This window comes from Wolbachia endosymbiont (group B) of Philonthus cognatus (genome assembly GCF_947179345.1).
Taxonomy (GTDB): Bacteria; Pseudomonadota; Alphaproteobacteria; order Rickettsiales; family Anaplasmataceae; genus Wolbachia.
In genome coordinates this window covers 658,884-676,927 of record NZ_CAMXBG010000002.1, presented here as the reverse complement: position 1 = coordinate 676,927, position 18,044 = coordinate 658,884, and the positions used below count along the sequence as shown (strand labels likewise).

Genomic DNA, 18,044 nt, shown 5'->3' with positions numbered 1-18,044 from the left:
CCTCTCTAGCTATACAATAAGCATACCTTAACTATCATTAAACCACAAATCAACAACTTTTTTTTTGCATAAACTTTTAATTAATTTTGAGCTAAATTTTAATAAAAATCTCTATAGCAGCTCTTTTGTAGTGTTTCTTATTTTTCAGTAATAAACTGAAATATTTTCTTTTTTCATTGTCATCTCTTCTTGTTACTTTTATAAACGTTACATCGCTAATCCATAAAATTTTTCTATTTGCTCGCTCCACAGCATCGGTATTTCTCTTAAATCCACTAACCTCAAACCCCTTGGCTGCCTCCCATTTACTATATCTTCTTTAATTTTTGGTGCTAAATAATTTAATCTTAAAATTTGTTGTATACGTCTTGTACCTATATTAACTTTAGCACTCAGCTCTTTTATATTTGCGTATTTTCCTTCCTCTAGCTGACGTTTCCATAGGTGAGCCCTCACCACTGCTTTTAGCAATGCATTATTTGTTTTTCCTTCTGGCTCGATTACTGTGCATTTATTTCCTTTCTTCTTTATTGATATAAATTTTTCCTCTGATTCAGAACATAACTCTATTCCATCCTCTCTCACCAATACTGCTTTTATTAACTTTTTCACTACTTCTTTCTGCTTTCCAAAGCTTAAATTTTTCCACTCTTCCGCTTTTTCTCCCCGTTTTTCATATAATTGCTCTGCTTCTTTCATCACTTCTTTTTCTATTTCTCCAGCTACTATAGTTCGATTTACCGATTTACAATTTTTCCCTCCTAGATGATTGTTACATACATAGTATCGATACCTTTTATTCTCTTTTTTCGAGTATGTCAGTGTCATATTTACATCACAGCTCTTGCACTTAATTATTCCCTTTAGCAGCGCTTCCTCATATTTTGCTTTTCTATATGGCTGATTCTTTATTAACTCTTGCGCTTTTTGCCATTTTTCCTCTTTTATTATTGCTTCATGCTTTCCCTCATACTGTTTGTCATAATGCCTAATTTTTCCCATATATATTGGATTTGTTATTATTCTTCTCACCGTTGCCTTTTTAAAGATACCTGATTTCGTCCGGTACCCTTGGCTGTTTAACTCTCTTGCCAGTTCTGCCATTGACTTCAGCTCTATATACCTCTCAAATATATGTTTTACCAACTTTGCTTCTTTTTCATTTATTATTAATTCCTTATCTTTCACATCATACCCAAGCGGTAAAGTTCCACCCATCCATAATCCTTGTTCTTTTGATGTTGCTATTTTATTTTTTACTCTTTCCACTATCATTTCTCTTTCTAGTTGTGCTGCTCCTGATAACACCGTTTGTACGAACTTTCCCATTGGCGTATTATTATCAAATATCTGCGTTACTGCTACAAAATTTACTCGATGCCTTCTAAAAAATGACGTTACTTCGATGCTGTCTTTTGTTTCCCTTGATAACCTGTCTAGCGTATATACTACCACACAGTCCACTTCTCCTTTTTTTACATCTTCAAATAATTCTTTTATCGCTGGCCTTTCTAAATTTTTCCCTGAATAGCCTCCATCATCGTACCTTTTTGCCAATGCTACCCAGCCTTCTTTGATCTTTATATATTTTTCACATGCTACTCGCTGCGCATCAAGACTGTTAAACTTCTGCTCTAGTCCATCCTCATTTGATTTTCTCGTATATATCGCACACCTTACCTCTTTTAGCATTCTCTCTCCTCAATTTCCACTTTTGTCACGCATCCCGAATAATAAAGGTCCGTTGTAGCTCATTCCCATTATTTTTCCTGCTACTGCTGATAATGACGTATAAAATTCTTCTCTGTAGATTAAACCCTTATCTGTTACCATTACCGCATGCGTCTCTTCCTCTCTCTCTAGTATTAATTCTGTCCCTTCTACTGGTAATTTATCGCTACTTATTCTTTTTCCTTTCTCTAGCCGATCTGCCAGATACTCTAGTCTTTTTGTCCCCTTTCTTGACATTTCTCCATACGCTTTTTCCTGCATTCTATAAGCTAATCTTGGTATCAGATATTTCTTTGAGTATCTAGGCGCCTCTTCCCCAAATACCTTCTTCCACGTTTTTCTCAGCTCACCCAAAGGTTTTCTCTCTAAATTCATTACTTTCTTTTCTATTTCTTCCTCCATATCTTTAGCCTCTCATAGAAGGTTTCCCACTTTGCTGTTCAAATAACTTTTCAATTCTTTCTGTTTCTTTCTTCAATATTTCAGTTATCTCTTTGCTGTTTTTCGCATAATCCATCCCTGTCATTCCAAATTTATCTGCTTGCTCTATTTCAGCCCCTGCTTTCACTAGCTCCTCCACTATTTCTTTTTCACCTACCATGCACGCAAGGTGTAGAGGTATGCATTTATTTCCATATTCCTCAGCATTTACGTCTGCTCCTGATTTTATCAATTCCCTCACGATTTCTAGACGTTTCTCCGTTACCGCTAGGTGCAGTGCTGTGTGTCCTTCTATATCTTTAGCATTCACATTCGCTCCTTTTTCGACTAATAACTTCACTGTTTTTGCGTCTACCGCATAATGCAGAGCTGTTCTTCCATTCTCGTCTCTTGCATAAATATTTTTAAATGAGTTCTCTAATAGTGACTCCTCTTTTCCTTTTTTACTCATGACCTACCTCACCTTTTCTCTGAATTTAAACCCCTTCTTTAAGCCCTCCTTTTCACCCCCTCATCTATCATTTCATTCACTTGGCTGATTATCTTGCTTGCTAAATTTTTACATTCTTTCTTTATTAGCGATTTGTCTCTCTTCCTTATTTCTCCTATCTCTATTATTTTTAGCTCCGGCATGTAGCTTCCATTCAACATGTCTGCTATTTCTCCCACTAGCCTCTCTATTCCATAGCACGTCAGTTCTCTACTTTTTGTTACTCCACCTTTTTCTCTCAGAAATTTGCTCGCCTTTTCACTTTCTTTGCTATCACATAGGCAATACTTTTCACTTTCCCATATGTAATACATTGGTGTTGCACCATATTTATTCAGTTGATTAACCTCAGCTCCTGCTTTTACTAGCTCTTTTATTATTTCAACTCCTGCTCCTCCCATCTTGCACGCAGAGTGGAGTGGCGTACATCCACTGACATATTGAGTGGCATTTACTTCTGCTCCCGACCTTAGCAGCACTTTTACATTTTCTAAGCTTTTCGCAAATACTGCACAGTGTAGTGGTGTATAACCCTTTTTATCTCTTGCATTTACCTCTGCCCCTTTTTTTATTAATAATCTCACTGTTTTGTAATCAGAGATTTCTACTGCTTGATGCAAGATCGTCTCTCCTTCTTCATTTCTTTTATTAATATCGTTACTTGATACTTCTTTAAAAAACTTACTCTTGCTAAAACTCATTTCATACCTCACAAAACTAGCTTTTCTAGCGCCAGATAAATTTCTTATGTTTACCTGCTGCTATTCAAGTCATGTCCGTTTTAGCATGAGAAAGCAAGTCCTTTTCTTTTTATTTCATACACTTTAAACTATTATTAATATAATATATGAGGATCTAAATATAAGTATTTAACTTATTACACATATTGCTTGACTATTTTTCCAACTTCTGTGCAAATGTCGATGTTCGTGCCATTTCAGTACTCCCGGGTAAAACACTAAAATGTGCTTTTCTAATTCGTGTATTGAGTCTTTTTGCTCTGAATATAAGTCGTTTTTATAGTAAATGTTGTGTTCTGCTAAAACATATTTTCTGACCTTCTGATCTGTATAATTTTCTACTTTGTAACGATGGATAATACTGAATCTTTCTAAAATTGGCTTGTGTTTTAAACTCCAATGTTGCCCTGAAAGTTTATCGTTTCCCAATACAAATTTATTTCCTTCTTCTTCTATTCTACCAACCGGAAAACAGCTATTTATTTCTCCTAATTTCCAGCTATCTGACAGTACAATCTGCGCTTTTGCAAATTTAATCGATGGTAATAAACTCTGTGGTAATGGATATAGTGCTTTTAAGTTGTACCACAAATGATTTCTTTCATAAATACCGTTATAATTCTTTGTGTGAGGCTCTGTTTCTCCAAGTACTGCTACATCTAATCGATATATGTCATTACTAAATGTTTGTTCATAATGCTCTCTTAAATAGTTGTCTACAATCTCTACTAACGGACCTCTAGAACTGAAAAAATTTATTCTTCCAAACGATAACACTGGTCCATCTTTTTCAACTTTTCTACCTGAATAGTCTGATAATAAGCTGCCGAATATACTTTCATCTAATATAAACCTATCAACGTTATAGTAGTCATTAAAAATCCTCATTAGCCTTGATCTTGCTGGTAATGATAGTTTTGCAAGTTCTACTACTGCATCTACAAAAAAGTCATTTGGAACATCTTTTATTCCTATTTGTAATTCAAAGAAGTGTTTACCAGGTGGTTCTTCGATAATTGTAATATCTTCTATATTTGCCCACTTTAGTGCTATTTTAAGTGATGCAGGTGTTCCTCTCAGTCTTTGAAATTTTACTCCTTCTACTATCGCCCTTCTTTTATTTTTTACCCAGCGCAATATCTCTTCTAAACCATATTCTTCTATTATCCATGGTAATGTTTCTTCTTTCAGGTTGAACTTAAACCCTCTGATACAGCTTGGATCAACCTTATAATCTATTGCATCAACCAGTGCTTGCTCTTGCTTTGTTGCGTTTGGCGGTAATAAACTTTTCATTTGTCTTTTCTTTCAAGTTGCTTTAACTTCCTTTATTTAGGTAGCTTATGAGTAAGCAAGAGATCATTGCAGAAAAATAAAGATGTTCTTAATATCGAAAACACTCTCCATAATATTTGACCATATTATCCATACTTTAAAAAACAAGTTACAACTTCTGGAAGAAAATCAATACTTTCGTCTCCCTAACATTGGATCCAGTAAACCTTAAACCACTTATTGCACGCAATCCCCTCACTGGCACAAAACAAAAAAAATACGTTTTAAATCCTATCTAACTTGACGTAGCCAAGCACTGCACACTCATTCCCCAGAACCACAACATCCTCTCTTGGCTCGATTAATTCTACGTTTTCTACACCCTCTACAAACAAATTTGCTATTATCCATGATCTTGTTACGTTCCATCCCAACCTTTTGCTTGCTTCAAACTTCTTAATAAATTGCTTCTTGATTTCCTCCTTTGATATTACAGGACTTATGCTCATTCTGCTGTGAATATCTATTTCCATAATATTGCAACCTATCACTTTTACTGTATCGGTTAAAACCCTTATATCATCTCTAGTAACCTGCTTTTTTACAATTTCTAGTAGCTCTTCTGACGCTGTGGATAACTCTGTGGATAAAATTGAGATTTCTACACTTCCTGGCACTTTTGACTCAACCAGCGCATCCTTTACTCTTCTATCTGCTGAGAGTGCTTGAAACCGATAATGCTCTTTACTCCCTCCTGTGCTTGAGCCAACTATTCTTGCCTTGATTCTTTTTCTGAAGCGTTCATCTTCTTCTCCATCTTGCCTCTCTGCTCCATAAAACTCAGCTAAATTATCAAGCTCTTCTCCCCTTGCAAACTTGAGTAAATTGCTTTTTACCGCTTCATTTATTCTTTGTCTCAGCAAAAGCTCTCTCCAGGCTGCTACTTCTAAAATCTTCATCGCTGGGTCACTTTCAATTAGTGCTGTAAAACTTTTATCTCGACTTATTAATTCTTCTTTCATCCGAGCAAAAATCTCTTCAAAGTTCAGTGGTTCGATAATATTTGGCTGCTGCATTTTTAAACAACTACTCCATTAATATTTATGAACTTACCTTCTGAAAGATAGACACCTTCTAAATTCAATGTTACTCTCCCTTCTTTTACTTCTGTTATCTTCACTTTCTCTAATTTAAACCTTCTCTCCCATTTTTCTAGTGCTCCTGCTACTGCTGCATAAATTTCTAGTGTAAAATCACGATTTATTGGCTTATCCACCAATTCAAATAATCTTGAGCCATAATCTCTCCTCATTATTCTACTGTTAATAGGAGTGGTCAGTATATCAATTATCGACTGCTTTAAGTGCTCTATTCCTTCTAACGTCTTTCCTGTTTTAGCATCCATACCCTTCATTTCTATTTTGCAAAGACGCTTTCACTGCCTTTTATTACTTTAAACCCACATGAAACTATATCTCCTACTCTTCCTACACTAAGACCATTTGCAAACACTATTTTTGATCCTTGAATCATTACTTTTCCTTCACTAAAACTGTCTCCTTGTCTACATATTGACTTACCGTTTACAAAAACATTATTACTTCCGCTAATGCAGAAATGTGGTATAGCTTCTCCACAATAGTCTCCTAACCTTACTATTCCTTTGTTCAATTTAAGTCGATCCTTTCTGCTTTCAGTTTTATTCCACTTTTTGTCATTTCTATGCTCGATTCCCCAGCTTTCAGTGTTATTTTGTCTACTACTTCAATCTCTAAATGATGTTTATCTTTATCGTATGACAACTTTGTTCCATCTTGAAATGTTAAGCTACTCACCTCTTTTTTATTTTCTGGTGCAGAGTACTTTTGTTGATATATTCCAGGAAGTACTACTCCTAAAGATAATTCTCCTAGCGGGGAAAGTATCACTACTTGCTCATCAATACCTGGCGGAGACCAATTTCTATCTTTTCCTGCTTTGCTTGTTATCCATGGCAACCAATCTGTTAAAAATTCGCCTATTTTAATTCTTACTTTTGCTTTTTCATAATCTACTTCTTTTACAAGCCCTATTCGTACAATGTTTGCTAATTTTCTTTGCAGCTCTGAAATAGCAAAATTACTCTCTAACATTTTCTCCTATTGTAATCGTATGTGGTTTAATCTTATTTTCTGTCCATATCGATTTACCTAAATGAAGCTGATGACTCCACTCAACCAACCACAACAAATACGCATCTAATTCGGGTCTAAATCCGTCAATTTCCGTAGAGATAAATTCTCCTGGTGAAACATTTTCCACATTCCAAGTATTTTTATTTACTACTCTTGCTACTTCTGCTGCTAATGTTCTGACAATAATAGGGGCATTTTCTATTGTGCTATCAGTCACAATGCGTGCTTCAAATCTTGCTTTCAGCGCTAATTCCTCTGTTCCAGGATCTTTTCCCGATTCTAAACTCACAAGCTCTACAAATAACGCTGGCGCTAATAATTCTTTTCTTATCGATGGATAAATTTCACAAGTTTGAATTGCTGGTATTTCTCTCTTCAGCGTGGTACAAATTTTATCATGTAAATCTTTCAAATTCATCCTTTATAGCTCAATTCACGTTCAAAAAACTTTGTAAAGACTTCTTCAACTTCATAATTAACAAGATTCCCTATTATCCTTGAAGCCTCTGGTTCCAGTGGTAGTTTTACTTCCTTTATTGGAAATGCTGCTCTTCCTTCACGTTTAAACATACCGCTATTTCCTTTTGGCATAACTGCTGCAAATCCTCCTATAAACTCATGCTTTCCTACTTTCGATCCTCTTTTTGTTTTTTGTATTTTGCCAATTGCCGATGCTCTAATGTCATAGAGATTTGCTCTAATTAACACTTCTAATCTGCTAGTTTTCGCCTTAAAAATTCTTAATCTCTTTCTTATCAAACTTAATTTTATCTGCTTTTCCTCACTGATTTCCTTAGCTGCTTGCGCTTTTAACCATAGTGCTGTTTTGTTTAATGCTCTCACTATTGCTAATTCTATTTTTTTTCTTTTAGCATTTACACTTTCTATTACCTCAACTTCTATATGCACAGACATTTTACACCCCAGATGCTTCGATTCTCCAGATCATTCCAGACTTATCCCTAAGTGGTGGCGTGTGTATTTTGTATTTGCAATCACCTATAACAAAAATATCTCCTACAATTGGCCTCAGTATATCAAAAATGCTTACCTCAAGAAAAAGCATCTCTCCCACAAATTGTCCTTCACCAATCTCGTATAATTTATCTGGCTCTTGCTTTAATACTTGTACCATATATGACTTATCCTTTGACTCATACAAAGCTTGCTGCCCCAGATGTTCGAAGCAATCTTTAAATAATTTTGATATGTTTTTCACCTTCTGCTACTTTTTCAATGGACTGGAGAAACACCACTGAATACCGTATTCATCCTTTACTACACCAAATCTGTAACCCCAATGCATATTCTCTAACGACTTTTCTACTTGCATTCCTTTACTTACTGCCTTATTAAACAACTCGTCAGCATTTTCAACATAGACACATAGCTTAGCAGCTTGTAAAACATTCCCGCCAGCGATAGAATTACTTTGTACATCATCGATATATACTAATGAATCACCTATCTGTATTGCTGCATGCATTACCATATTCTTATTGTTTTCATCAAAGTGAATTTCCAATACTTTTGCATTTAAGGCTTGTTTATATAATTCAATAGCAGACGTAGCGTCTTTTATAATTAATATTGGAATTATTTTTCCTAATAGTTCTGTCATATTTTACCTATAAATAAAAATATACTGCTAAGATTACAATACGTTCACAAATTTACACAGTAATTTTTACCAAAATGGCCGGACGATGGCACATTGGCAGAGGATTTGACTGCGTATGTAAATCGGTCCCTCTATCGAATCTTCTCGGCTCTTGTTTTGCGTATAGTGGCTGTCCAAGAGTATTTACTGTCTCATTAAAATCTGCTGGTGCAAAATATGTTGTAAATGTGCTTGCTGTTCCTACTGGAAAACAGTGCCCTGTATCTTTCTCAATAAATCTTCTAACCGTTCCTTCAGGGTCAGTTGCTTGCCCTCTATATTCCTCAAATGTTATGCCACAGAACGTAAATCCTGACCTCATATCATTCCGAAGTGCTGCTCCTTCTTGCCATCTTTCGTATGCTTCTTTCACTTTACTATGCGAAGTTAATGCATCAAAAAACTCAGGGCTTACCAAAGCATGAATCCCGGTCATATATTCACCACTTAGATTATCTTCAATATGCCGCAATACTTCTAGACATTTACGCTTGACATCGGTTGTCGCTGTTCCTAGTGCAAAATTTACTACTTTTGGTGTTATTTCAAATTCGTTGTACAGATTTAGTAATTCTGACCCATCAGCATCTAAAATTATTCCTTTCAGCGCTCCCATTCGCAAATGCTCTAATGTTATTGCATGTTTGTTTCTCATTAGCTGTAAATGGTCAGTTATTACGTCTGCTAGCGCTTTAAGTTCACTTTCTGATCCAAATGCCCTTATTCCTTGTACTTCCTCTGGCAGTACTACATCATCATGTGGAATATGTGGAATCGTAAACGTTCTTACCTTTCTTTTTCCTCTTTTTCCTACTGTTGCTGGCGCCCCTGGAACTTGCGTTGGTAGTAAACTTAAAACTCCGTTATGTTCTTCTATTGTAATATGTCTAAATCTTACTGACCTATTTGGAAATAAATTTAAATTTTCAACCCGTCCATAATTTATCGGCAATATATTCATCGCATTTGTTAGTGCCGTCATGCTAAATGCTGTATTTGTAAATGGATTTTGCATTTTTTCTTTTCCCCCTTTGTGTTTTTTATTGTTTAATATAGCTTTAGGCCGCTTTACGGATAATGATTCCTCGTCCTTCAAGTTGCTTTATTGCTGTAGCTTTCTGTTCTTCAGTAATATTTGCTGGCCACACAACTGCATGATCAGCTAGCATGGCACCACGAGCAATAATTACTCCTTTACTATTTTCCTTTGCGTTTACATCGCTTGCTATCACTCCTATCGCCGTTTGTGTACCATCTGTGGCAGTTGGATTTAAAGCTTTAATAAAACCATCTTTAGTATCATAACCAACTACTGTTCCCAGCTTTAGATTTTGTCCCTTGGCTACTGTTATCTGATCTCTTGAATATAAGTTGGACACTTCATATTTCAGAAGATCTCCTAAATTATTTCCTTCAGTTATACTTATCATGTCTTTTTCTCTCCTTTTTTTATTTTTTTACCGCCATATTTGTGGTTGTTATACACGGCGGTTATACACATACTTTAAATGTTTGATTGCGCACGACTTTTCGCTACCTGCATCATCAACTCTTCTCCTGAATTCTGTGGTATTGCACTCAGTATCTCTGTCTTTTTCGTTCGCTCTGCAAGTAATTCCATTAAAACCTCCCTTGCTTGCTCAACACTTACACTTTGCTCAATAAATTCTCCTATCTTTTCTGGCATCTTCGATAAATTACATAAACGTATTAATTCAAGAACTTCAGTACGATACTTGGTTAAATTATCAGTTTCTAGGTCATTTGTAGTTTGTTCATTCATAGTAATACTCCTATTTTTATTAATAGATGAAAGAATTGTCATTCCGTCTGCAAGGCCTATTTCTACTGCTTTCTCCCCAAAATATAGCCCTGCCTCTGTTGATCGAATCTTTTCAATTGAAAGACCTCTGTTCCTTGCTATTAGCTGCAAAAACATTTCATATAGTCGGTCTACTTCTTTTTGTAAGCTTCCCAGACTTTCAGACGTCATTGGCTCATGTGGATTTAAATCATTCTTTCGACTACCAGCAAAGATTGTGGTATACTTAATACCTTGCTTTTCATCAAACCTACTTTGATCTATGTGACTTGCTATTACTCCAACACTTCCTACTCCTGAAGTTCTACTCACAAATACCTTCTCAGTGCTAGAAGCTATAGCGTACGCTGCAGAATATGCATCATCATTTGCTATCGCTATTATCCTCTTTTTTCCTCTTGCACTATAGATAAAATCAGCTAAGTCAAATACTCCATTTACCTCTCCTCCTGGGCTATCTATGTCCAGTAAAATAGTCTCTATACTACTATCTGCTAATGCTTGTGCAATTTGTTCTTCTATTTGCTCATATGATGTCATCCCAAGCATTTCATCAAACGCACCTGGTTTTTTCGTCAAGATTCCATGAATTGGTATAATTGCAGTTCTTTCTACGTTACTTTTGATAGAGTGATTTTTGAAAATTGGCTGTTTTCCTTTGTATAGCGATAGTAGCTCAAAACTCCTTGGTTCAAGCATTAATGGCTTTCCTAAGAGCATCATAATCCTTTACAATCAGAGTCAAACATTAAGTTGAGACTATTTGCACGACTCTGATCTTCTGCTATTTCTTGATCTATTTCTTCTACATCGTAACCCATTTCTGATACTACTTCCGATCGACTTTTGAAGCCATTCCTTACTGCCATTTGCTGTGCTTGTTGATCTTTTAAAGGATCCACCCAATCAAATCCCTGTGGTATCCATTTCACTTCTTCTTTCGCTGCTTTTGCTACTTTTTCATCTATACTTAGTTCTCCACAAAGCACTGCTAATTCTAGCCATCTATTCCAAATAGGTCTACAAAACTGGAACACTATCACGTTATGCTGTAACATTGCACACCTTCTGCGAAACTCTATCAGCCCTGCTCGAATGGATGAATAATTAACACCGGTTAAATCTCCTGTTAGCTGCTCATATGTTATCCCTGTACCAATCGCTATTGCTCTGAGTTGCTGTCTCATAAACGCTTCATAACTTCCTCCAACATCTGATGGCTCTGAAAATTTTATATCTTCTCCTGGGTCTAAAAGCTGCATTGTTCCAGGTTCTAGGCCAGATAGTGCTACTCCTTGCTCATTTGCTTGCTCCTCACCTAAAATATTTGCTTCAGGATCGAGTCTTGTAATAAACCCTGCAAACATCGCAGCAGTCTTTTTTCTTACCAATTCTGCATCATCGTATTGATCAAGTTCATAAAGCTTTAGCAGTATATTAGAAAGCCATGGCTCTCCCCTAATTTGCCCAGGTCTTAGTTGGTCTATAGATATGTAAAACATCGTTTGCTGGCACTCTTACTGACTCTCCAAAGGTATTTTCACCAGGGTGTTCTTTAAATAGGTAGTATGCTTCTCTTTGCCCAAGCCTGTTAAACTCAATCCCGTTTCTTATTACATTACCATTTCCTAAAGTTTGATTTGTTTTATTATCTAAATGTTCAGACTCAAGTACTTGCAGTTGTAATGGTACAGAAAATCTATCTTCCAGCTTTCTCGTTCTTAAACGTACAAAACATTCTCCTCCCTCTATCATACTTCTGCATACTAGAGCCTGCAGACCATAAAAATCACTTACTCCGTTACTATCTGCTTCATCTGTCCATTTTAGCCATAATTCTTGCACTTTCTTTCTAAATTCTGCATTCTTTGCTTTTGATTGCGGCTTTATTCCTGTTCCAATAGAGTTACTTACTATTGTATCAATAATATTTGCTGCATATGGATTTTTTCTCACCATATCACGTGATCTACTACGTAAAGTTTCAAGGCTTTGAGACAGCAAATTGTTTATACTTCCTAACTCTGGTTGAAAGTGAAAAAATCTTCTTCCTGACCCTGCTGCATCCCATGCTGAACTTTTGATTTTTGGCTTGCTAAATAGTTGTTTGAAATTTTTCAGCATCATACTAACCAAAATTCTCTTAATTCTTTTAATGTGCCGTTAAATTTATTTCTGTCACATTTTCCGATTCCACTTACTTCATGTGGCTCTGGACCATTTTTACCGTCGGTGTATTGCCATAAAATCCACTTATTCCAGCCTTGCGGTAAAACAGGTTGATCTCCATATCTTGCTATCCATAATGGACATTTAGTCAAAATTGGTGTGGCAAAATCTTTCAAAAATTTAGCACCTCCATACACTAAAGGTGAACGCCCTGTTTCTTCTTGAACTTTTTTAATAAAATCTTCTGCTTGGGGAGTGTTAAATAAACTGTGTCAAACCGAGAAGTAAAGTAATAAATTGATATAAAAAATGGAGGTTTGACATGAGTCAAAAAATAGCAAATAGAACTACCGGTTTGGTAGACTATAAAGAATTAGAAACAAATATCTTATCATCTATACGAGAAGGAAGACCATTGACAGGAAGAGATGGTGCATTAACACCATTTATAAAAAAACTGCTAGAGGTGAGCCTGGAAGGTGAGATAGAAAACCATTTGTCAACTGAAAGCGAAGAAAACAACCGAAGAAATGGTAGAAATTCAAAGACTTTGAATACAAGTTCAGGATCATTTGAACTCTTCACGCCAAGAGATAGAAATGGGAGTTTTGAACCTCAGGCGGTTAAGAAAAGGCAAACTAATCTACATCCTGAGCTTGAAAAAAAGATCCTGAGTATGTTTGCAAGTGGCATGGGCTACAAAGATATAGCATCGCATGTTGAAGAAATTTATGACCACAAAATATCAGCGGCAGAGATATCAAGCATTACCGACAAATTACTGCCAGTGATAAATGAATGGCGCAGTCGACCGCTGCAGTCTGTATATCCGATAGTTTTCATGGACGGCATGTTCTTCAAAGTCAAAGAAGACGGACGGTGTGTAAGCAAATGCATGTATAACATATTAGGTGTAGATCAAGAAGGCAAAAAGGAGGTTTTGGGCTTCTATTTGGCTGAAAGTGAGGGAGCTAACTTTTGGCTCGGTGTGTTAAATGACCTCAAAGAAAGGGGTGTAGAGGATATTCTAATTGCTTGTGTAGATGGGCTGAAAAGCTTTCCTACGGCTATAAATAGCGTGTTCCCTAATGCAGAGGTGCAGCTATGTATAGTGCATCAGATAAGGAACTCGCTGAAATATGTGTCTAGCAAAGATGTGAAAAGTTTTATGAGCGATTTGAAGAAAATATATCAGGCTTCAAACAAGGAAATTGCTGAAAATTATTTGCTGGAGCTGGATGAAAAATGGGGCACGAAATATCCAATGGTTATAAAGTCTTGGCAGAATAATTGGGAAAATTTGTCTGGCTATTTTAAGTATTCTGACCCAGTGAAAAGGCTGGTTTACACTACAAATCCAATTGAGGGCCTGCATAGACAAATCAGAAAATTTACCAAAACCAAGGGCTCATTTACCAGCATAAGTGCCTTGTACAAACAGGTATATTGTGCTATAAAAAAGGTGGAAGAGAAATGGACAATGTCTGTACAAAATTGGGCATTAACCGTGTCTCAACTTGATATTTTCTTTCCGAACAGATTGAAAATTGAGTTGAATTAAAAATGCGGTTTGACACAGTTTATTTAACACTCCCTCTGCTTGTCTTGGTTCTATATTTTTTCCACTTTCGTTCTCTTCAATATCAAGAGCAACAATTGTATTTTTAGCTTTACCCACTGTATTCAAAAAGTGATTTGCCTGATCCTTTCCATCTTCCCCTACACCGAAATGATATGAACCCCATAATAGACCCAAGTCTTCAGCTTCTTTTCTTCTTTCTTTGTATTTTGAATCTATGTACTCTGTTCCTTGCGTTGCCTTATGAATTACTCCAACTATACCACTCTCTTTAGCTAACTCAAAATCCACATTTTCTTGCCAATGTGACAAATCTATTATTCCATTTACTGAACTCTCTCTATTGTCCCATAGTTTTATGAAAGTTTTTAATTGCTCTAAAAATTCAGAATATTCCTCTTTTACAACTTTTCTCAGAAAATTTTCCCTCATATAACTCCTTTATTTGTTGCAAAAATAATCTTTCGTTTAGGCTTCATACCTGCAACTTTCAGTTCAGCCTTAATACGTTGCCGTAAATTCAGCAAGTCATTTATCTGAACTTCAGCATATCTCACCACATGGTCACCATATGCAATTGATACTACTCGCTCTCCGTTTTGTAGTTTCTTTATCGCTTCTTCGACTTGAATTAAATACTCTTCGCTGTACATCTTACTTCTCATTCAACCATTTGCTTTGTCTCACTTTTTTAGGTTTTTTGCTTTCTGGCTTTTCACTTAAACTATTCCATTTACTCTCTGGCCAACGATCGATTCCAAGCGCAATAGATGCTGCTCTTGCGTAAATTCGGCAGTCTAGCACTTCATTTCTTTCTCTTACCTTTTGCCACTCCTGTTTGGTGTATCCTTTTACTACCTTACTGACTAATTGCTCTGCCGTTAACTGCTTAAAATATTCGGGTGCATACTCAGGAAAATGACAATATCCTGCTGGCACTTTCTCTTCTTCTTTTAAAATATTAAGTAGCTGAAAAAGCTCTGACTTTAATATCGATACTCCTACTGGCCAGAGCTTTATTCCTCTTTTTAGCTTTTGACCACCAACTGTTATATCAACTCTACTTGGGCTGCTAAGTGGCACTAGGGCTTTATTTACACCTTTAACTGCCATTACTCTTCCAGATCCTTGATGACCTCTTACCCAGTTGTATACTTCTTGCGTTGCATATCCAGCATCTACTGCCATCATACTTATCATATATTCAAGCCCATTTTCACCGATAAAATGATGATTGAGGAGCTCCGAAAGCTTTCCCCATACTTCTCCACCTCCTGTATCTCCTTCAAATACTCGGTAGTCTATTGACCAACTTTCACGACTTTTTCCCCATGCTACAACTTCCACCTCTAGACGATCTTTTTGGACATCCACTCCTGCAGTAAGTACCACTTCTCTCCTTGGTACTGTGCCAATCTGAAAAAATTCTCTCCTGTTAAATAATTGCTTCCAATCAGGTACTTCTCCTTTATCTACCCAAGTTTCTCCAAGCGTAGTATTTATCCATACTTTTAGTAATTGTTCACTTTCTTTTGCATGAAGAAAATCTTCTACTGCTTGTTGCCAACTATACCAACCAACTGGGCTATAAAGACTTGAAAGATGAAATCCTTTTTTCTCCCCTTCTTTTGCCTCTGTAGCTCTCCATTCTCCACGCTCAAGCATCTCTGTCTTTTGATGATTTTCTATTTTGCCGCTACATTCAGTGCAGACATAATGTGCTGTTCTTGAGTCGTTGTTTTCCCATTTTATTTGTGACCATTTTAGAACTTGATAGTAATTACAATGCGGACATGGTACAAAAAAATATCTCTTATCTGTTGCTTCAAATTCCTTCTCAATTCTGCTTATTCCATGAATCGTTGGTGTTGATACTAAAAAAATCTTTCGCCGTGCAAATGTATTGGTACGAGCTATGCTGAGTAAAACTGGATCTCCTTCTCCTCCTGAATCTCCTGGATATGCATCTATCTCATCAAGAAAGAGATATTTTACTGGCATAGAACGAAGTCCTACACTGCTATTTGCTCCGGTTATTACTACTATTCCACCTGGAAACTCCTTACTTTGCACAGTATTTCCTGAGTCTCTTGACCTTGGGTCTTTTACTTTACTTTTTAAACATGGTGTACTTTCAATCAGTGGCGCAAATCTTCCTTTTGACCAACGCTTTCCCATTTCAACTGTTGGCTGTACTACCAGCATTGGACCTGGTGTCTGATCTATGATGTAGCCAATCCAATTGTTACCAGCTTCTGTTCCCCCAATCTGCGCTCCTTTCATGAATACTACTTTTTCTGCAGGTGAAGATGGTGATAGTGAATCCATTATTTCTTTTAAATAAGGAGTTCTTTCTGTTCTCCATTTACCTGGCTCTGATGCTGCAGTTGATGCTAGAACTCGATACTCATTCGCCCACTCTGATACTTTAAGCTCTGGATCTGGTCTTAAACCTTCAGAAAAAGCTCTAGCGTATATCATTGTCTGCATCTACTCATAATTGACTCTATCTCAACATCATTAACAGTAGAACTACACTCTTCCAGTTCCATAAACATCTTTTTCTGAAATTCCTTTTCTATGTATCTTTTGCTCATCTCACTTATCATTATTGCTATAATAAGCGCAAGTATTCCTGTTGTTGTTGCAAAAATGATTGTACTGCTTATTGTTGTTGCTGTTAAACCTATATATGCTGCCATTGCTACTGCGCTAACTGTAATACAGATGCAGATAATATTATTATGTTTTTTCATCCTTTTATCTGCTATTTCTCTCTGTGCTATATATTTATTATGAAGGGTTGGAAAATTAACAACGGTATCTCTGCAGAGTAACGCTCCATTTTTTTCAGTAAATAAAACTTTAAGTAACTCTAAATTATTTGACTTGATTGCTAAGTGCAAAACAGGTGTATAGTTTGCTCCTTTTTTCAGTAGTAATTTTACTACATGTAAATGTCCTTTTTCTGCAGCAAGGTAAATAGGTGATAAACCTTTATTATTTACAATATCAATATCAATTTCTTCCTTTAAGATTGCATCTACAAGCTCAATTTCTCCTCTTTGTGCAGCTAAATGGAGTAGACTATTCTTTTCAGAACCGTATTTATTACTCATCAAAGCCTTCTTTATCTCAGGTTTAGCGTAATCAAATGGTGTCTTGCCCCTATCGTCTTTTACCAGAGGGTCTATATCTTCTCGCGTTAGTAAGACCTCTATTGTTTTAAGTCTTTCAGCGTAATGTAGAGGTGTTCTATTTTCGTAGTCCTGCAAATTGACTTGAGCATTAGGCTCCTTTATTAAGCATTTGAGAATATCAAGACATAAATCCCTTTCATCGTAATTAGTATTACTTACAGCTATATGCACAGGTGATAATTTCATCGAGTTTTGTCCTACACGTGCGCTATTTACATCTGCTCCTAGCTCCAGTAATAACTTTACTATCTCCAACTTCTTGTTATTAACTGCATAGTGCATTGGTGTCTGATTTCGTGCATCAAAGACATCTATTTCAGCGCTTCCTTCTTCCACTAAAATTTTGACAACATTTTCATGTCCTATGCCTGCTGCTAGATGTAATGGAGTATGATGCAGAGCATTTCGTACATTAACGTCAATACCTTTTCTGATCAAATATCTAACTGCATTAATTTCACCTATCATTGCAGCTAAATGAAGTAAGCTATCTTGTTCTGACCCGTACTTGTTATTAATTAGTGCTTGTAATATTTCTGCTTTTTTCCCTTCTTTGGCGTAATCAAGAGATGTTTTACCTTCATTATCTTCCACAAAAGGATTAATGTTCTTCTTCGTGAGTAACAAGTCCACCATACTTAATTCGTCAAATTCTATAGCGCAATGTAGTGGTGTTTTTCCGTTTAACCCTCTAACATTAACATCTAATCCAGGTTGATTAATGAGGCATTTTATTAGTTCTAAACTTAAGTTAGCAGACATT

21 protein-coding genes and 2 pseudogenes are annotated in these 18,044 nt (G+C 36.2%); 1 reads left to right on the top strand and 22 read right to left on the bottom strand.

Annotated elements, in window-relative coordinates; translation table 11 throughout:
• Positions 1–207: 207 nt before the first annotated feature.
• The 18 genes and pseudogenes from ONG78_RS05105 to ONG78_RS05020 form a co-directional block, all read right to left on the bottom strand.
• On the bottom strand, positions 208–1,692 hold the full coding sequence (locus tag ONG78_RS05105; protein WP_264377837.1) for a recombinase family protein: 1,485 nt from the start codon (positions 1,690–1,692) through the stop codon (positions 208–210).
• 9 nt (positions 1,693–1,701) lie between these two features.
• Positions 1,702–2,133 (bottom strand): DUF2924 domain-containing protein, encoded by a 432-nt coding sequence (locus tag ONG78_RS05100; protein WP_264377836.1) that lies wholly within the window; start codon positions 2,131–2,133, stop codon positions 1,702–1,704.
• A 4-nt stretch (positions 2,134–2,137) separates the two neighbouring features.
• A complete protein-coding gene (locus ONG78_RS05095) occupies positions 2,138–2,623 on the bottom strand; it encodes an ankyrin repeat domain-containing protein (protein WP_264377835.1) in 486 nt (161 codons plus the stop codon).
• Positions 2,624–2,661: 38 nt separating this feature from the next.
• Positions 2,662–3,363, bottom strand: coding sequence for an ankyrin repeat domain-containing protein (locus tag ONG78_RS05090; RefSeq protein ID WP_264377834.1), 702 nt, complete (start codon positions 3,361–3,363; stop codon positions 2,662–2,664).
• Positions 3,364–3,531: 168 nt separating this feature from the next.
• Positions 3,532–4,698, bottom strand: coding sequence for a phage tail protein (locus ONG78_RS05085; RefSeq protein WP_264377833.1), 1,167 nt, complete (start codon positions 4,696–4,698; stop codon positions 3,532–3,534).
• A 263-nt stretch (positions 4,699–4,961) separates the two neighbouring features.
• Positions 4,962–5,753 (bottom strand): baseplate assembly protein, encoded by a 792-nt coding sequence (locus ONG78_RS05080; protein ID WP_264377832.1) that lies wholly within the window; start codon positions 5,751–5,753, stop codon positions 4,962–4,964.
• Positions 5,754–5,755: 2 nt separating this feature from the next.
• The gene (locus ONG78_RS05075; RefSeq protein ID WP_264377831.1) at positions 5,756–6,091 is read right to left on the bottom strand and encodes a GPW/gp25 family protein; all 336 of its coding nucleotides are present in this window, start codon (positions 6,089–6,091) and stop codon (positions 5,756–5,758) included.
• Positions 6,092–6,093: 2 nt separating this feature from the next.
• Positions 6,094–6,348, bottom strand: coding sequence for a PAAR domain-containing protein (locus ONG78_RS05070; RefSeq protein ID WP_236514961.1), 255 nt, complete (start codon positions 6,346–6,348; stop codon positions 6,094–6,096).
• Complete coding sequence (locus ONG78_RS05065; protein WP_012481798.1) at positions 6,345–6,809, bottom strand: phage baseplate assembly protein V; 465 nt, start codon at positions 6,807–6,809, stop codon at positions 6,345–6,347. The genes ONG78_RS05070 and ONG78_RS05065 overlap by 4 nt, the downstream gene beginning before the upstream one ends.
• On the bottom strand, positions 6,796–7,269 hold the full coding sequence (locus ONG78_RS05060) for a hypothetical protein (protein ID WP_012481799.1): 474 nt from the start codon (positions 7,267–7,269) through the stop codon (positions 6,796–6,798). Before ONG78_RS05060 ends, ONG78_RS05065 begins: the two co-directional genes overlap by 14 nt.
• Positions 7,266–7,766, bottom strand: a complete 501-nt coding sequence (locus ONG78_RS05055) for a phage tail protein (RefSeq protein WP_264377830.1) — start codon at positions 7,764–7,766, stop codon at positions 7,266–7,268. Before ONG78_RS05055 ends, ONG78_RS05060 begins: the two co-directional genes overlap by 4 nt.
• 1 nt (position 7,767) lies before the next feature.
• On the bottom strand, positions 7,768–8,070 hold the full coding sequence (locus ONG78_RS05050) for a head-tail joining protein (protein WP_012481824.1): 303 nt from the start codon (positions 8,068–8,070) through the stop codon (positions 7,768–7,770).
• Between the two features lie 6 nt (positions 8,071–8,076).
• The gene (locus ONG78_RS05045; protein WP_007302872.1) at positions 8,077–8,472 is read right to left on the bottom strand and encodes a VOC family protein; all 396 of its coding nucleotides are present in this window, start codon (positions 8,470–8,472) and stop codon (positions 8,077–8,079) included.
• A gap of 52 nt (positions 8,473–8,524) precedes the next feature.
• The gene (locus ONG78_RS05040) at positions 8,525–9,526 is read right to left on the bottom strand and encodes a major capsid protein (RefSeq protein ID WP_236514954.1); all 1,002 of its coding nucleotides are present in this window, start codon (positions 9,524–9,526) and stop codon (positions 8,525–8,527) included.
• A gap of 43 nt (positions 9,527–9,569) precedes the next feature.
• Positions 9,570–9,941, bottom strand: a complete 372-nt coding sequence (locus ONG78_RS05035) for a head decoration protein (protein WP_038536951.1) — start codon at positions 9,939–9,941, stop codon at positions 9,570–9,572.
• Between the two features lie 74 nt (positions 9,942–10,015).
• On the bottom strand, positions 10,016–11,053 hold the full coding sequence (locus ONG78_RS05030) for a S49 family peptidase (protein ID WP_214303452.1): 1,038 nt from the start codon (positions 11,051–11,053) through the stop codon (positions 10,016–10,018).
• Positions 11,053–12,460: pseudogene (locus tag ONG78_RS05025) on the bottom strand (phage portal protein). Before ONG78_RS05025 ends, ONG78_RS05030 begins: the two are co-directional and overlap by 1 nt.
• Positions 12,457–12,753, bottom strand: a pseudogene (locus tag ONG78_RS05020) (GH25 family lysozyme); the annotation flags it as partial. The pseudogenes ONG78_RS05025 and ONG78_RS05020, both read right to left, overlap by 4 nt.
• 71 nt (positions 12,754–12,824) lie before the next feature.
• Between ONG78_RS05020 and ONG78_RS05015 the strand changes: the two are divergent.
• On the top strand, positions 12,825–14,063 hold the full coding sequence (locus ONG78_RS05015) for an IS256 family transposase (RefSeq protein WP_019078875.1): 1,239 nt from the start codon (positions 12,825–12,827) through the stop codon (positions 14,061–14,063).
• Here the strand turns inward: ONG78_RS05015 and ONG78_RS05010 are convergent.
• The 4 genes from ONG78_RS05010 to ONG78_RS04995 are packed head-to-tail and all read right to left on the bottom strand — an operon-like array spanning position 14,004 to position 18,043.
• A complete protein-coding gene (locus tag ONG78_RS05010) occupies positions 14,004–14,513 on the bottom strand; it encodes a glycoside hydrolase family 25 protein (protein WP_264377828.1) in 510 nt (169 codons plus the stop codon). The two genes, ONG78_RS05015 and ONG78_RS05010, sit on opposite strands and share 60 nt — an antisense overlap.
• Complete coding sequence (locus tag ONG78_RS05005) at positions 14,510–14,734, bottom strand: gpW family head-tail joining protein (protein WP_143688727.1); 225 nt, start codon at positions 14,732–14,734, stop codon at positions 14,510–14,512. Before ONG78_RS05005 ends, ONG78_RS05010 begins: the two co-directional genes overlap by 4 nt.
• Position 14,735: 1 nt before the next feature.
• On the bottom strand, positions 14,736–16,562 hold the full coding sequence (locus ONG78_RS05000; RefSeq protein WP_264378071.1) for a phage terminase large subunit family protein: 1,827 nt from the start codon (positions 16,560–16,562) through the stop codon (positions 14,736–14,738).
• Complete coding sequence (locus ONG78_RS04995) at positions 16,559–18,043, bottom strand: ankyrin repeat domain-containing protein (RefSeq protein WP_264377827.1); 1,485 nt, start codon at positions 18,041–18,043, stop codon at positions 16,559–16,561. The genes ONG78_RS05000 and ONG78_RS04995 overlap by 4 nt, the downstream gene beginning before the upstream one ends.
• Between the last annotated feature and the right edge of the window lies 1 nt (position 18,044).

What these genes read in the sequence shown, in the direction of transcription:
- ONG78_RS04995 (WP_264377827.1), bottom strand. Translation starts at nt 18,043, where the DNA reads ATGTCTGCTAACTTAAGTTTAGAACTAATAAAATGCCTCATTAATCAA.
- ONG78_RS05040 (WP_236514954.1), bottom strand. Translation starts at nt 9,526, where the DNA reads ATGCAAAATCCATTTACAAATACAGCATTTAGCATGACGGCACTAACA.
- ONG78_RS05060 (WP_012481799.1), bottom strand. Translation starts at nt 7,269, where the DNA reads ATGAATTTGAAAGATTTACATGATAAAATTTGTACCACGCTGAAGAGA.
- ONG78_RS05090 (WP_264377834.1), bottom strand. Translation starts at nt 3,363, where the DNA reads ATGAGTTTTAGCAAGAGTAAGTTTTTTAAAGAAGTATCAAGTAACGAT.
- ONG78_RS05055 (WP_264377830.1), bottom strand. Translation starts at nt 7,766, where the DNA reads ATGTCTGTGCATATAGAAGTTGAGGTAATAGAAAGTGTAAATGCTAAA.
- ONG78_RS05085 (WP_264377833.1), bottom strand. Translation starts at nt 4,698, where the DNA reads ATGAAAAGTTTATTACCGCCAAACGCAACAAAGCAAGAGCAAGCACTG.
- ONG78_RS05045 (WP_007302872.1), bottom strand. Translation starts at nt 8,472, where the DNA reads ATGACAGAACTATTAGGAAAAATAATTCCAATATTAATTATAAAAGAC.
- ONG78_RS05100 (WP_264377836.1), bottom strand. Translation starts at nt 2,133, where the DNA reads ATGGAGGAAGAAATAGAAAAGAAAGTAATGAATTTAGAGAGAAAACCT.
- ONG78_RS05065 (WP_012481798.1), bottom strand. Translation starts at nt 6,809, where the DNA reads ATGTTAGAGAGTAATTTTGCTATTTCAGAGCTGCAAAGAAAATTAGCA.
- ONG78_RS05095 (WP_264377835.1), bottom strand. Translation starts at nt 2,623, where the DNA reads ATGAGTAAAAAAGGAAAAGAGGAGTCACTATTAGAGAACTCATTTAAA.
- ONG78_RS05015 (WP_019078875.1), top strand. Translation starts at nt 12,825, where the DNA reads ATGAGTCAAAAAATAGCAAATAGAACTACCGGTTTGGTAGACTATAAA.
- ONG78_RS05075 (WP_264377831.1), bottom strand. Translation starts at nt 6,091, where the DNA reads ATGAAGGGTATGGATGCTAAAACAGGAAAGACGTTAGAAGGAATAGAG.
- ONG78_RS05105 (WP_264377837.1), bottom strand. Translation starts at nt 1,692, where the DNA reads ATGCTAAAAGAGGTAAGGTGTGCGATATATACGAGAAAATCAAATGAG.
- ONG78_RS05005 (WP_143688727.1), bottom strand. Translation starts at nt 14,734, where the DNA reads ATGTACAGCGAAGAGTATTTAATTCAAGTCGAAGAAGCGATAAAGAAA.
- ONG78_RS05030 (WP_214303452.1), bottom strand. Translation starts at nt 11,053, where the DNA reads ATGCTCTTAGGAAAGCCATTAATGCTTGAACCAAGGAGTTTTGAGCTA.
- ONG78_RS05080 (WP_264377832.1), bottom strand. Translation starts at nt 5,753, where the DNA reads ATGCAGCAGCCAAATATTATCGAACCACTGAACTTTGAAGAGATTTTT.
- ONG78_RS05010 (WP_264377828.1), bottom strand. Translation starts at nt 14,513, where the DNA reads ATGAGGGAAAATTTTCTGAGAAAAGTTGTAAAAGAGGAATATTCTGAA.
- ONG78_RS05000 (WP_264378071.1), bottom strand. Translation starts at nt 16,562, where the DNA reads ATGATATACGCTAGAGCTTTTTCTGAAGGTTTAAGACCAGATCCAGAG.
- ONG78_RS05035 (WP_038536951.1), bottom strand. Translation starts at nt 9,941, where the DNA reads ATGATAAGTATAACTGAAGGAAATAATTTAGGAGATCTTCTGAAATAT.